General features: G+C 51.8%; 13 protein-coding genes, 2 rRNA genes, 1 other RNA gene and 1 other annotated feature. Of the genes, 2 read left to right on the top strand and 14 right to left on the bottom strand.

Annotated elements, in window-relative coordinates:
- The 8 genes from JCR24_RS17185 to tadA form a co-directional block, all read right to left on the bottom strand.
- Positions 1 to 80, bottom strand: a 16S ribosomal RNA gene (locus JCR24_RS17185); the annotation flags it as partial.
- A gap of 246 nt (positions 81 to 326) precedes the next feature.
- Complete coding sequence (locus JCR24_RS17180) at positions 327 to 590, bottom strand: pro-sigmaK processing inhibitor BofA family protein (RefSeq protein WP_238981093.1); 264 nt, start codon at positions 588 to 590, stop codon at positions 327 to 329.
- Positions 591 to 668: 78 nt separating this feature from the next.
- A complete protein-coding gene (locus JCR24_RS17175; protein WP_012820427.1) occupies positions 669 to 893 on the bottom strand; it encodes a YaaL family protein in 225 nt (74 codons plus the stop codon).
- A 23-nt stretch (positions 894 to 916) separates the two neighbouring features.
- A complete protein-coding gene (gene recR, locus JCR24_RS17170) occupies positions 917 to 1,513 on the bottom strand; it encodes a recombination mediator RecR (RefSeq protein ID WP_011229535.1) in 597 nt (198 codons plus the stop codon).
- 9 nt (positions 1,514 to 1,522) lie between these two features.
- Positions 1,523 to 1,846 carry a YbaB/EbfC family nucleoid-associated protein gene (locus tag JCR24_RS17165; protein ID WP_483299829.1) on the bottom strand — a complete coding sequence of 108 codons (324 nt, stop codon included), beginning with the start codon at positions 1,844 to 1,846 and terminating at the stop codon, positions 1,523 to 1,525.
- A gap of 26 nt (positions 1,847 to 1,872) precedes the next feature.
- Positions 1,873 to 3,552 (bottom strand): DNA polymerase III subunit gamma/tau, encoded by a 1,680-nt coding sequence (gene dnaX, locus JCR24_RS17160; RefSeq protein ID WP_238981091.1) that lies wholly within the window; start codon positions 3,550 to 3,552, stop codon positions 1,873 to 1,875.
- Between the two features lie 117 nt (positions 3,553 to 3,669).
- An RNA gene (ffs, locus tag JCR24_RS17155) (signal recognition particle sRNA large type) lies at positions 3,670 to 3,934 on the bottom strand.
- Positions 3,935 to 3,972: 38 nt separating this feature from the next.
- Positions 3,973 to 4,470: a tRNA adenosine(34) deaminase TadA gene (gene tadA, locus JCR24_RS17150; RefSeq protein WP_011229532.1), complete on the bottom strand. Its 498-nt coding sequence runs from the start codon at positions 4,468 to 4,470 to the stop codon at positions 3,973 to 3,975.
- A gap of 85 nt (positions 4,471 to 4,555) precedes the next feature.
- Between tadA and JCR24_RS17145 the strand changes: the two genes are divergently transcribed.
- Positions 4,556 to 5,842 carry a glycoside hydrolase family 18 protein gene (locus JCR24_RS17145; protein WP_238981090.1) on the top strand — a complete coding sequence of 429 codons (1,287 nt, stop codon included), beginning with the start codon at positions 4,556 to 4,558 and terminating at the stop codon, positions 5,840 to 5,842.
- A 221-nt stretch (positions 5,843 to 6,063) separates the two neighbouring features.
- Here JCR24_RS17145 and serS read toward each other — a convergent pair whose 3' ends face one another.
- The 5 genes from serS to guaB all read right to left on the bottom strand — a co-directional run bounded on the left by serS (position 6,064) and on the right by guaB (position 12,182).
- Positions 6,064 to 7,338, bottom strand: a complete 1,275-nt coding sequence (serS, locus tag JCR24_RS17140) for a serine--tRNA ligase (protein WP_011229529.1) — start codon at positions 7,336 to 7,338, stop codon at positions 6,064 to 6,066.
- A gap of 54 nt (positions 7,339 to 7,392) precedes the next feature.
- Positions 7,393 to 7,613, bottom strand: a binding site (T-box leader).
- Positions 7,614 to 7,622: 9 nt separating this feature from the next.
- Positions 7,623 to 8,213 (bottom strand): pyridoxal 5'-phosphate synthase glutaminase subunit PdxT, encoded by a 591-nt coding sequence (pdxT, locus tag JCR24_RS17135; RefSeq protein ID WP_238981089.1) that lies wholly within the window; start codon positions 8,211 to 8,213, stop codon positions 7,623 to 7,625.
- A 24-nt stretch (positions 8,214 to 8,237) separates the two neighbouring features.
- On the bottom strand, positions 8,238 to 9,122 hold the full coding sequence (pdxS, locus tag JCR24_RS17130) for a pyridoxal 5'-phosphate synthase lyase subunit PdxS (RefSeq protein ID WP_011229527.1): 885 nt from the start codon (positions 9,120 to 9,122) through the stop codon (positions 8,238 to 8,240).
- 130 nt (positions 9,123 to 9,252) lie between these two features.
- Entirely contained in the window at positions 9,253 to 10,611 is a 1,359-nt protein-coding gene (locus JCR24_RS17125) for a D-alanyl-D-alanine carboxypeptidase family protein (protein ID WP_238981088.1), read from the bottom strand.
- A gap of 104 nt (positions 10,612 to 10,715) precedes the next feature.
- Positions 10,716 to 12,182 (bottom strand): IMP dehydrogenase, encoded by a 1,467-nt coding sequence (gene guaB / locus JCR24_RS17120; protein WP_238981087.1) that lies wholly within the window; start codon positions 12,180 to 12,182, stop codon positions 10,716 to 10,718.
- Between the two features lie 125 nt (positions 12,183 to 12,307).
- On the opposite strand from guaB, the gene JCR24_RS17115 reads away from it, so the two are divergent.
- Entirely contained in the window at positions 12,308 to 13,285 is a 978-nt protein-coding gene (locus JCR24_RS17115) for a YaaC family protein (RefSeq protein ID WP_012820422.1), read from the top strand.
- 44 nt (positions 13,286 to 13,329) lie between these two features.
- Here the strand turns inward: JCR24_RS17115 and rrf are convergent.
- Positions 13,330 to 13,446: ribosomal RNA gene (gene rrf, locus JCR24_RS17110) — 5S ribosomal RNA — on the bottom strand.
- Positions 13,447 to 13,642: the final 196 nt, after the last annotated feature.

The following is a 13,642-nucleotide window of genomic DNA, read 5'->3' as shown; positions in this document are numbered from 1 at the left end:
TCCGATTTGGTCCGCTCGACTTGCATGTATTAGGCACGCCGCCAGCGTTCGTCCTGAGCCAGGATCAAACTCTCCAAAGAAAGTTGATTGGCTTTTCGGATTGTCCAGCTTCGGCCAAAGCGGCCTCCGCTTTTCTTATGACGCTTGCGTTTTGTTTAGTTTTCAAGGAACTTGTTTATCTTGCACACTTTTATCATTATACATATCATTTAATTTGCTGTCAACATATCTTTCATGAACAGCGACATTAATTAATATAATGCATTGTCATATAAAAGTCAATAACTTTTAAACAAAAAAATAAAAGGCATCTTGAATAATGATGCCTACAAAATATATCGGTCAATCACGATTAACGCTGCCGCTCCAGGGAGGCCAAGAAATCCGCAAACGATTGAGGTGACGAGGTTAATCGGAATATGGATGTTAAAATGCCCGCCGATGGCGTTGATGACAAACAGCGCGAGCGCCCCAACGATCAGGCGGATAGCAGCGTAGCCGATCAGGCGAAGCGCTTTGAGACGGGTGCCGACGATAAGCAAAACGGCGATAAGCGCTAGCAACACGGTAATGACGACTTTCGGCTCCAACGTTTGAACCCCCTTTTTGCACGCTTGTACTACCAACGTATGAGAAACAGGGGAAAAAAGAACAAAAAAATAAGGAAGTTAACGCACTTCCTTAAGTGTGATGCGGCGGTGCTTCGCTTCGCGGAGGAGGAAAAAATATTTGGCCTCAGCGAGTTGCAATGCGCTCAGCACCTCCGGAGACGGATCGACGCTTTTTTCGATGAGTTGTTTCTGCTCAAGCCATTCCGTTCTAGCCTTTTGTAGTTCAGCCATTAACTTCTCATCAAATTGTCTCTTTAGTTTCCCCTTTCGCCGCCATAACAAACCGATCCCCACCTTCTTTCTCTCTATAGCTCACGGCGCCCTTCCAACGCCTTTGATAACGTCACTTCGTCCGCATACTCCAAGTCGCCGCCGACCGGCAAGCCATGGGCGATGCGGGTGACTTTGATTCCTGTCGGCTTCAACAGGCGGGAGATGTACATCGCCGTTGCCTCTCCCTCGATGTTCGGGTCGGTCGCTAAAATCACCTCTTGGACCGTCTCATCCTGCAATCGCGTGAGCAGCTCGGCGATTTTAATATCTTCCGGTCCGATGCCTTCCATCGGCGAGATGGCCCCGTGCAACACGTGGTACAGGCCATTGTATTCTTTCATCCTCTCCATGGCGATGACATCTTTCGGATCCTGAACAACGCAAATCGTCGTCCGGTCGCGCCGCTCGTCTTTGCAGATGTAGCAAGGGTCTGTATCTGTAATATGTCCGCAAATCGTGCAATAATGAATATGCCGCTTGACATCAACGAGCGCTTTGGCAAACTCAAGCACGGTGTCTTCTTTCATCGCCAGCACATGAAATGCAAGGCGGGCAGCCGTTTTCGGGCCGATGCCGGGCAGTTTCATAAAACTGTCAATCAACTTCGATAGCGGTTCTGGATAATGCATACGCCCCCCCTAGAACAACCCTGGAATGTTAAGTCCTTTCGTAAACTGCCCCATCATTTCATTAGCCAACTCATCCGCTTTTTTCAACGCATCGTTTGTCGCTGCCAAAATCAAATCTTGCAGCATTTCAATATCGTCTGGGTCGACGACTTCCTCTTTAATTTTTACTTCCAAAATTTGTTTATGACCGTTAGCGACAACGGTCACCATGCCTCCGCCCGCCGTGCCTTCCACCGTTTTTTCCGCCAAATCTTCCTGCGCTTTTTGCATTTCTTTTTGCATTTTTTGCATTTGTTTTAACATTTTTTGCATATTGCCCATTCCGCCACGCATCATCTTGGCATCCTCCTTTAAACGGTTTATTCTTTAATTTCGATCAGCTCTTCGCCAAACAGCCGCTTCGCTTCGGCGATTAACGGATCTTCTTCGCTTTTTTCCACCATGGCGTCCTTATTGCGGATGAACTCTTCTCTTATTTTTCCCCATTCTCCCTCCGGAATGGCTACCATTTCAAAGCGGCGGTTTGTCAGCTCAAACAAAATCGCTTCGACGTTTTCTTTGACCGAACTTGTGGGATCGGTCGCCATTTTGCAGTGGATTTCGTATTTGAATTTTAATACAAACGCTGAGGCGCTCGCTGCAACCGGCTCGCTCTCTTGCAGCAAGGCAGCGTGCGACACTTTATGCTGCCGTTTCAACGTGTCGAGCACATCCGCCCAGCATCCTTTCACCAAAGCTAAATCTTCATGCGTCGCCTGTTTCAACAGCTCGTAAATGCGGCCAACCGGGGCTTTATATCCCCCCGTTTTCATCGGTTTGGACAGTTTTTTCACCGGCGCGGCGATCGACGGAGGGGCAGGTGGTTGTTCCTTCAGGCGCCGCAATTCCGCCTCCAGCGTTTCAATCCGCTTTATCAACGGTTCCAACTCGGAAGCCGACAGCGACGGGGCGGCGGCTGATGGATGGCAAAGTTTCACAAGCGCCACTTCCAACAGAAGGCGCGGGTGGTTTGTCCACTTCATCTCTTGCTGGCTTTTGTTCAGCAACTCGATGGCCTCGTATAAATTGGAAACCGGAATCATTTCCGACAGTGAAGTGAACGCTTCGTCAACGACAGCAATTTGAATCGCTCCCTCCACATAGGGAGCGGTTTTGTACAGCAATAAATCGCGATAGTACAAAATCAAGTCTTCAACCAAACGATGCGGATCTTTCCCTTGCGCCATCATCGTTTCCAACTGCTGAAGAACCGCCGCTGTATCTTTGCGGTGGATGGCTTCGATGAAGCTCGATAAGGCGGCAAATGATGCAGCCCCGGTCATCGCCAGCACGTCGTCGAGCCGAAGTTTCCCGTCGCTGAACGAAATGGCTTGATCAAGCAAGCTGAGCGCATCGCGCATCCCCCCGTCTGCAGCACGGGCGATGGCGGACAATGCCTCATCGGACGCCTCGACACCTTGGGCGCTTGCGACATACTTTAGCCGTGAAACGATCGCCGGAAGCGGGATGCGGCGAAAATCGAACCGTTGGCAGCGGGAAATGATCGTCGTCGGAATTTTGTGCGGCTCGGTCGTGGCCAAAATGAAAATGACGTGTTTCGGCGGCTCCTCCAACGTTTTCAACAGCGCGTTAAACGCACCGATCGACAGCATATGCACCTCGTCGATGATATACACTTTGTAGCGGGCCGACGTCGGCGCAAATTTCACCTTCTCACGGATATCACGAATTTCATCGACGCGGTTGTTGGAAGCAGCGTCAATTTCCAGCACATCGGGAACCGTTCCATTCGTAATGCCGAGGCAAGCTGGACACTCATTGCATGGCTCCGCCGCTGGCGCCTGTTCACAGTTGACCGCCTTAGCGAAAATTTTCGCTGCGCTCGTTTTTCCTGTACCGCGCGGGCCGGAAAATAAGTAAGCGTGCGATATTTTATGTTGAAGCAGGGCGCTTTGCAACGTCTTGGTCACGTGTTCTTGGCCGACCATGTCCGCAAAGCGCTGCGGCCGAAACACGCGATATAACGCTTGGTATGCCACGGAAAACGGCCCTCCTCTTTCTCTCGTCCTATCTATTATATAACTTCCTATTGCAATTTGAAATAACAAAAAACCCACTCGCCATGAGTGGGTTTTGTTCCCTATCGCTATGTAAGGCCGTGCACCTTCTGTCGATTAGCTGCCCCGAGCGTTGCTCAAGCAGTTAGCTCAGCCCAGGCGTCCCCGCGGCACATGGGAGCATCCGCTTACTGCTGCTTCCTTCCGGACCTGACAGGGTTCACGGAATCCCATTGCGCGGGACCCAGACGTCAACACCACTTGCTTGAGACAGGCCTCGCAACAGACTAACCTCGAGAAGGAATTCAGCCTCGCTAGAGCGGATTGCGAGTACAGGGCACCGCTACCTCCCCGCTTAGCACGGCACTATCAGTATAGCTCGTTAGCGGAAAAAATGCAATGTCAATCGACGGAATTTTCGTTGGCACTCCCGCCAACATTTCTCTTTTGTTCGCGCAATCGTCGAAAAAATTGGCTCAACAGCGAACCGCACTCGTCAGCAAGCACCCCGCTTACCACCTTAACCTGATGGTTAAATCGGCTTTCCTGCAATAAGTTCATCAATGTCCCAGCGCACCCTCCCTTTGGGTCAAACGCGCCAAATACAACCCGTTCGATGCGGGAAAGAACAATGGCGCCTGCGCACATGGCGCACGGCTCAAGCGTTACGTACAACGTCGCCCGCTCAAGCCGCCATGAACCGGTTGCCCGGCATGCTTCATCGATTGCCAAAATTTCTGCATGAGCGATGGCGCGTTGTTCGGTTTCCCGCAAATTATGAGCGCGGGCGATGACGCGGCCGTCTTGAACGATGACAGCGCCGATCGGCACTTCGCCGATCTGCTCCGCTTTTTTTGCTTCTTCCATTGCCAATCGCATGTAGTACTCGTCGGTGTTCATCGTATACCCCTTCACACAAACGGTCATTTCTCCTTTCTTTTCATCATAGAATATGGAGAATAAAGACGCAACTAGGAGGTCAAGTATGCAAATCCACGTAGTGCAGAGTGGACAAACGTTAAGTGGAATTGCTGAGGCATACGGGACCACGGTGGAAGACATTGTCCGGGCCAACAAGCTTCCAAACCCTGATAAACTCGTTGTCGGTCAGGCGCTCGTGATCCCGATCGTCGGTCGTTTTTACTGGGTGCAGCGCGGCGACACGTTATGGTCGATTGCACGCCGATTTTCGATTCCGATGCAGCGGCTTGCCGAAGTGAATCGCCTCTCCTTAAACGCTCCGCTTAAGGTCGGGCAGCGGCTTTATATACCGCCCGGCGCCAAGCGAAGAGCGGAGTTTAACGCCTATATTGAACCGCGCGGCGCGACTGTCAGCCCAGCGCTGGAGGCGAGCGCTCGCGAAGCCGCTCCGTATTTGACTTATTTGAGTCCTTTTTATTTTGCGATCCGACGCGACGCGACATTGCAAGAGCCGCCGCTTGACGACTTTCCGGATATTGCCCGCGCCAACCGCGTCACGCTCGTTATGGTTGTCGCCAACATTGAAAACGGGCAGTTCAGCGACGAGCTCGGCGCGCTTATGTTAACAAACGAAACGCTGCAAAATCGTCTGCTCGACAACATTGTCGCGACCGCTAGACGGTATGGCTTCCGCGACATCCATTTTGATTTTGAATATTTGCGCCCGGAAGACCGTGAGGCGTATAATGCGTTTTTGCGCAAAGCGAAACGGCGGTTTGCACGAGAAGGGTGGATGATGTCGACCGCCTTGGCGCCGAAAACGAGCGCGACCCAGCGCGGACGTTGGTACGAAGCACACGACTACCGCGCCCATGGACAAATTGTCGACTTTGTCGTGATCATGACGTATGAATGGGGCTACAGCGGCGGGCCGCCGATGCCGGTGTCCCCGATCGGTCCGGTCCGCCGCGTTCTCGAGTACGCCATCTCTGAAATGCCAGCCGGAAAAATTTTGATGGGGCAAAACTTGTATGGCTACGACTGGACGCTGCCATATGTACCCGGCGGCCCGTACGCCCAGGCCATCAGCCCGCAGCAAGCCATCGCCCTCGCCGCAAAGTATAACGTTGCCATCGAATACGATACGGAGGCGCAGGCACCGCATTTTCGCTATCGCGACGAAAACGGACGCGAGCATGAAGTATGGTTTGAGGACGCCCGCTCCATTCAAGCAAAATTTAATCTCGTGAAGGAACTTGGTTTGCGCGGGGTCAGCTATTGGAAACTTGGCATTGATTTTCCACAAAACTGGCTGCTGATCGCTGATCAATTTACTGTTGTAAAAAAATAAAGGCATAAAAAACCCGCCGGTCAACGGCGGGTTTTTTTATGATGGGAAACGGCTTTCGGCGGTCAGCCGTTTCAGATGACAATCTCCTCTTATGCGCGTCAGTCCTCTTCATCATCGTCTTGGCCAAGAACAAGACTTCTTGTTCCTCATTGCCAACGTCATTCACTATAACACGGCAGTCGGGAAAAGTCAACCAACGATTTGCCTCAAGCACCTTTTTTTCAGCGAATGACGTCCCGATTCCCCATGTAAGGACGAAGCGCTTCCGGAACGATGACCGAGCCGTCTTCTTGCTGGTAGTTTTCCAAAATGGCGGCGACCGTCCGCCCAATGGCTAGCCCCGAACCGTTTAATGTATGCACGTACTCCGGTTTCGCTTTTGGATCCCGACGGAAGCGGATGTTGGCACGGCGCGCTTGAAACGCCTCAAAGTTGCTGCACGACGAAATTTCCCGGTACGTTCCGTAACTTGGCAGCCAAACTTCAATATCGTACGTTTTCGCCGCCGAGAATCCAAGGTCTCCGGTGCACAAGGCGACAACGCGGTACGGAAGCCCGAGCCGTTGCAAAATCGTCTCTGCCTGGCGCGTCAGCTTTTCCAATTCATCGTACGAGTCCTCCGGCTTTACGAACTTTACCAGCTCGACTTTATTGAACTGATGCTGACGGATCAGCCCTCTCGTGTCGCGGCCGGCCGACCCGGCTTCCGCGCGGAAGCAGGCGCTGTAGGCCGCATAGTAAATCGGCAAATCATCTGCGGCCAAAATTTCGTCGCGGTGCAGGTTCGTCACCGGCACCTCAGCGGTCGGAATGAGGAAATAATCTTCGCTGTCCAAATGGAACGCATCCTCGGCAAATTTCGGCAACTGTCCGGTTCCGATCATGCTCGCCCGGTTCACTAAATATGGCGGCAACACTTCTTCGTAACCGAATTCATCGAGATGGATGTCAAGCATAAAGTTGATGAGCGCCCGCTCAAGCCGCGCTCCTAACCCTTTATAAAAGACAAATCGGCTTCCCGCCACTTTGGCGGCTCGCTCAAAGTCGAGCAAACCGAGCCGATCGGCGATTTCCCAATGCGGCTTCGGCTCAAAGGAAAACGAACGCGGCTCTCCCCATCTCCGCACTTCCACATTGTCCTCTTCTGATTGGCCGATCGGCACTGATTCGTGCGGCACGTTTGGAATTGACAACAACAAGTCGTCGAGTTCCGCCTCAAGCTGGCGAATTTGTTCATCCATCCGTTTAATGCGGTCACCGACTTCGCGCATTTGGGCAATCAGCGGCTCGGCGTCCTTTTTCTCGCGCTTTAGGACAGCGATTTGCTGCGACACATCGTTGCGCTTGCTTTTCAGCTCTTCGACTTCCGCGATCAAGCGGCGGCGGTCTTTGTCCAATTGTTCAAAGCGGTCGATGTTCGTCAAATCCCCGCCGCGCTGCATTAGTTTTTCTTTCACTTCTTCAAACTGGGTGCGCAATATTTTCACATCCAGCATGGCTTTTACCTCCTTTTCCATTCAATATTATACATAAAAAAGCCCCCGTCCCAAAAAAGGGACGGGAGCCATCCCGCGGTGCCACCCTTATTGAAGGCCAACCATGCCTTCCACTTATGCCGATAACGGCGGCGGCCGAAAACGCCTACTGGCCCTTTGGGCGTTCAACGTTTTGCTCGAGGATGGATTCACAGGAGCTCCCTGCCGGTTCGCACCACCCACCGGCTCTCTGATAAGGAAGGCATCCCGCTACTTGTTCCTCTCATCGCTTTCGCTTGATCACTTTACTTGAGGCTTGACGCCATTTTCGCTTCTTTGACCATGTTGAGGAAGTATTGCATCAATCGATGATCGTCGGTCAGCTCTGGATGGAACGAGCAGCCGAGAAACTGGCCTTGCCGGGCCGCGACAATGCGGTCGTTGTATGTCGCCAAGACATCGACCTCGTCGCCGACCTCGACAATGTGCGGAGCACGGATGAAGACGCCGACAAACCCGTCGCCGACACCCTTAATCGACAGCTCCGCCTCAAAGCTTTCCCGCTGCCGACCGAACGAGTTCCGCTCCACCGTAATGTCCATCAAACCTAAGTGCGGCTCGTCGTAACCGACGATTCGTTTCGCCAGTAAAATCAGCCCGGCGCACGTACCGAACATCGGCTTGCCGGCAGCGGCAAATTGCTTGAGCGGCTCCATCAGCCCATAGCGGTCGATGAGCCGCCGCATCGTTGTGCTTTCGCCGCCCGGCAGCACAAGACCGTCCAACCCTTCAAGCTGCTCCGGCTTTTTCACGATGACCGCCTCGGCGCCGCACGCCTCAATGGCGCGGACATGTTCCTGCACAGCTCCTTGCAGTCCGAGTACACCTATTTTCATTGTGATCTTGCTCCTTTGTCGGGCTTACCAGCCTCGTTCTTGCATCCGGTGCTCCGGCAACAATGTCGCGATATCGATGCCGCGCATCGCGCCGCCCAATCCTTTCGACAAGTGTGCGATCAATTCATAGTCTTCGTAATGAGTCGTCGCCTCTACGATCGCGCGCGCGTATTTTTCCGGATTTTCCGATTTGAAAATGCCAGACCCAACAAAGACACCGTCCGCACCCAAGTGCATCATCAAGGCAGCGTCAGCCGGTGTCGCGACACCGCCGGCGGCAAAGTTGACGACCGGCAGGCGGCCAAGCCGCTTGATCTCGCGCAGCACCTCAACCGGAGCCCCGAGCTGTTTCGCCTCAGCGACAAGCTCATCTTCGCTCATGTTGACGACTTTGCGAATTTGCGCGTTCACTTTGCGCATATGGCGCACGGCCTCAACAATGTTGCCTGTCCCCGGCTCTCCTTTGGTTCGCAACATCGATGCCCCTTCTGCAATGCGGCGCGCCGCTTCCCCTAAATCGCGGCAACCGCACACAAATGGAACGGTAAACTGCCGTTTGTCAATATGGAACTCCTCATCAGCCGGCGTTAATACTTCGCTTTCGTCAATGTAGTCGACACCAAGCGCCTCTAAGACACGCGCCTCAACATAGTGACCGATCCGCACTTTCGCCATGACTGGGATCGAAACGGCGTTCATCACTTCTTCGATCACCGTCGGGTCGGCCATGCGCGCGACACCGCCAGCGGCGCGAATGTCCGCCGGGACGCGCTCGAGCGCCATAACCGCGACAGCCCCTGCCGCTTCAGCGATTTTCGCCTGTTCTGCGTTCACGACGTCCATGATGACGCCGCCTTTTTGCATTTCCGCCATGCCGCGTTTGACGCGGTCCGTACCTGTCAATGCCAACGTTGATTCCCCCTATTCCTAATCCTTATGCTTTGCGAGGCATGCAAAAGGACGATTCCACTGTTTTATTTTACCTCAATTTTTACAAAAATCACAATGGAAAAAAGCTCCCCATCAAGGGGAGTCGATTTTACAGCCAGCCTTTCACTGTTTTGGCGACGCTTGTCCATAAATCAACAAACAGTCCGCCGACCGCGCGCATCGAAAGAACAAACCAATTGGCTTTTTCGACTTCAGCTGTTGTGACAAGCGGCACACGGATGTTTTTTTGCATGTCTGGGCTTAAGAAGGCAAGGGAGTCGTCCCCTTTATATTCGAGCGTCATATATCCAACCGTTTCCCCTTTTTTCAAAGGGGCGACTAGCTTTCCTTCTTTTGTCATTTTTTTCTTGTCCAACACATATACAGGTTTGTATTGTTTTTCCTCGCCGTTTTTCACAAGCAGATCCAGATTCTTTCCTGTCGCGACACGAACCTCTTTTTCTTTCCCTTTCACGACCGGAAGTGTTTCTTTTCCTTTCAGCTGGTACCCTTTTGGATAAAGCGTCTCGAGGGAGTATTGGTTGAATCCGTAGTTAAATAGTTTTTCTGTCTCTTTAAAGCGCGCCTCTTTTGTTGTTTTCCCACTCGCATCTTTCGCGTTCATGACAACCGAAATCAAGCGGACGCCGTTTCGTTTCGCCGTCCCGGTGAAACAGTTGCCGGCAAATTCCGTATAGCCGGTTTTCAACCCGTCTACACCTTCGTATCCGTACACAAGCCCAGGCAGCATCCAATTCCAGTTGTCCATTTTGATTTCATCTTTTGTTCCTTCCCGGAATACTTTATGAGGAATGCTCGCTGTTTTCAGCACTTCGGGATGATCTTTCAGCAACCGGTAGGCAAGCATCGCCATCGCACGTGCGGACATGACGTTTTCCTCATTTGTGCTTGTCCCTTCTGGATGGAATCCTTTTAAATCCTTATTGCTCAACCCTGTGGCATTGACAAACTTATAATCTTTCAGCCCAAGCTCTTTCGCTTTGTCGTTCATCATTTTCACAAAATTTTTCTCCGATCCAGCGATGATCTCAGCAATCGCGACCGTTGCCCCGTTCGCCGAATAAATGGCCATTGCCTCGTACAGCTCACGCACCGTATACTTGCCATCTTTTCGCAACGGGACATTGGACAGCGCCCGGTCTTGCGACAGCCGGTACACGTAATTGCTTGGCGTGTACATTTGATCCCATTTGACGCGCTTCGCCTTAATGGCGTCAAGAAGCAAATACTCGGTCATCATTTTCGTCATGCTGGCAATCCCAAGCACCGTATCGATATTTTTTTCATACAAAATTCTTCCCGTTTGTGCATCCACTAAAATCGCAGCGTCCGCCCGGATGTCAAGCGGGGCGCTTTCCGCCTTCACCGTCTGTTGAAACGGACCAAACGTTAAACAAAGGCAAATCGACAACAACCAAAACAACCAGTTTTGTTTTCTCCTCCTCACAATGACACCCTCCTCACACAACCGTTATTGTAACATACCGTCGGCCAAAAAAATAGACGGAGGACATGTCTCCGTCAAAGTTGAGCCGATCGGCGCAACTCCGATCAAAAAGCAGAGTAGTTCGGCGCTTCTTTCGTAATTTGCACGTCATGCGGATGGCTTTCACGAAGCCCCGCGCTCGTCATGCGGATAAACTGCGTTTTTTCACGCAGCTCTTCCAAATTGCGGGTTCCACAATAGCCCATGCCGGCGCGCAACCCACCGACAAGCTGATAAATCGTGTCGGCAAGCGGCCCTTTGTATGGAACGCGTCCCTCGATGCCTTCCGGGACAAACTTTTTCGCATCTTCTTGAAAATAGCGGTCTTTGCTGCCGCGCTCCATGGCTGCGACCGATCCCATGCCCCGGTACACCTTAAAGCGGCGGCCTTGGTAAATTTCCGTCTCACCCGGGCTTTCGGAAACACCAGCAAGCAAGCTGCCGAGCATAACCGCATGCGCCCCAGCCGCGATCGCCTTCACAATGTCGCCGGAATATTTGATCCCGCCGTCAGCGATGATCGGGACGCCATGTTTGCACGCCTCAGTCGCACAGTCGTAGATCGCCGTAATTTGCGGCACACCAACCCCGGCGACAACCCGGGTCGTGCAGATGGACCCCGGACCGATTCCGACTTTAATAATGTTCGCCCCAGCCTCAATCAAGTCGCGCGTCCCTTCAGCTGTCGCGACATTGCCGGCGATGATGTTCAAGTCCGGGTATTGGCGTCGGATGTTGGCCACCGTCTCTAGGACGCCTTTCGAATGGCCGTGCGCCGTGTCAACGACAATGACATCAACCCCTGCCTCAACAAGCTTTTTGACGCGAATCATCGTGTCCGCCGTCACCCCGACGGCCGCCCCGACAATCAGCCTCCCTTTCGCATCTTTCGCCGAATTCGGGAACTCAATGACCTTTTCAATATCCTTGATCGTAATTAATCCCTTCAGCACACCGTTTTCATCAACAAGAGGCAGTTTTTCGACCTTGTGTCGCTGCAAAATTTTCTCTGCTTCCTCCAACGTTGTCCCCACCGGAGCAGTGATCAAGTTTTCCTTCGTCATTACCTCGGAAATTTTAATCGAATAGTCTTGAATGAAACGCAAGTCACGGTTCGTAATAATGCCGACCAATTTTTGCTCCTCGGGGTTGTTGACGATCGGCACCCCCGAGATCCGATATTTACTCATTAAGTGTTCTGCATCATACACTTGATGATCCGGCGTTAGGAAAAACGGGTCCGTAATGACGCCTCGTTCCGACCGTTTCACCTTGTCGACCTGCTCGGCCTGCTGTTCGATCGACATATTTTTGTGAATGATGCCAAGGCCTCCCTGACGCGCCATCGCAATTGCCATCTCCGCTTCGGTGACCGTATCCATCCCAGCGCTGAGAATCGGGATGTTCAACTGCAGCGTATCGCTCAACTTCGTGGTTACATCAACATCGCGCGGCAATACGTCCGACTTCGCTGGAATGAGAAGAACGTCATCAAACGTCAATCCTTCCTTGGCGAATTTCGCTTCCCACATGTTTTCTCCCCCTTGTCCGGAAATATTATTAGTAGCTTAACAACTGGTTAAACTACTGTCAAGGAATCAAGAAAATGTCCAACTTTTCAGTTATTTCGAGACAATTCTATGTAAGGGGGGTAAAAATGTTCGGAAATCACGGTCAACTGTTTCGCCTTTCTGTTTTCCGCTCGGCCGATACTGCGCAGCAATTTTTGCGGCAATGCTATCAACAGCTGCAACGGGATGACGCCGTCCAACGCAGTTATGCAAACTGTTACCCATTTTTATATTATCTGGAACACGGGCAAAACTTTTACGCCGCTGCCCAGCAGGCGCCGCTGTCCATCAAGCCGGTTCTCTTGTTTTACGGCATGGTGCAGCTCTTAAAAGCATGCCTGCTCACTGTCGACCCCGACTACCCGGAATCAACATCGGTCTTGGCCCATGGTGTATCAGCAAGAAAACGAAAAAAACAGGGCTACGAATTTTTAGATGATGAAGTGAAAATACAAAAAAACGGTTTATTCGCACATTTTTCTGAAAAAATGTTTCATGTGAAACAAGAAGCTGGGGAAAAATTTCGCATGGGCACGCTGTTGCAACGAATTGGCGAGTTGCATGAAACGTTTTTTCTTCTAAGCGGGCGAAAAAAACCGTTATCCTTGCCTGTTGTACATACTGCTTCGCCGCCGATGCTCGCCATCCCAAAAGTGATTTTGGACCACTACCATATGTCGTTGTCCCGCTTTGTCCAATATCTCTGTGAAGAAGGACAAGGAAAGCGGCTTTCGTTCGCCAAAGAAGAAGGAGAATTTCTGTATTTTCATATAGAATCGCCGCTGTCGCCGGCCGGAGAAGGTCCGTTTTTATTCCATCTTGACGGTACACTCCGAATTCCAGTCAAGAAAGAGAAAACATTCTCGCTTCCAGAAATACACGCCCATTACTTGTTGCTGTATAACTTGAGCATGATTTCGCGCTATGAGACGGAATGGTGGAGCGAGCTTCTCCATTCTTACCCAAGCAAGGCATACACTTTTATTCTTGAGTTTCTCTCCGTGTCGGCGGAAAAAGTGCCGTTGCTGCTTCATGAATACTTAATGCGGAAATTTTTGGGTTGAATCAAATCAAAAATCCCCTGCTGTATATACAGCAGGGGATTTTCGCCTAGCAACGACCTACTCTTGCAGGGGCGCTGGCCCCAACTACCATCGGCGCTGGAGGGCTTAACTTCCGTGTTCGGGATGGGAACGGGTGTTTCCCCTCCGCCATAGCCACTAGGCAATGATGATCATCTTGGACAGTAATTATTATATCCATCCTGTTGGATTTGTCAACAGGATGTTCATTCCCTCAAAACTAGATAACCGTTGGAAGAAGCCGCTCGCCTGCGCTTTTCTTGGTTAAGCCCTCGATCGATTAGTATCCGTCAGCTCCACGTGTCGCCACGCTTCCACCTCGGACCTATCGACCTCGTC

The sequence above is a fragment of the Geobacillus sp. YHL genome (assembly GCF_022341265.1).
Taxonomy (GTDB): Bacteria; Bacillota; Bacilli; order Bacillales; family Anoxybacillaceae; genus Geobacillus; species Geobacillus thermoleovorans.
The sequence above is the reverse complement of the archived record's forward strand: the minus strand, read 5'-3'. Positions and strand labels throughout refer to the sequence as shown.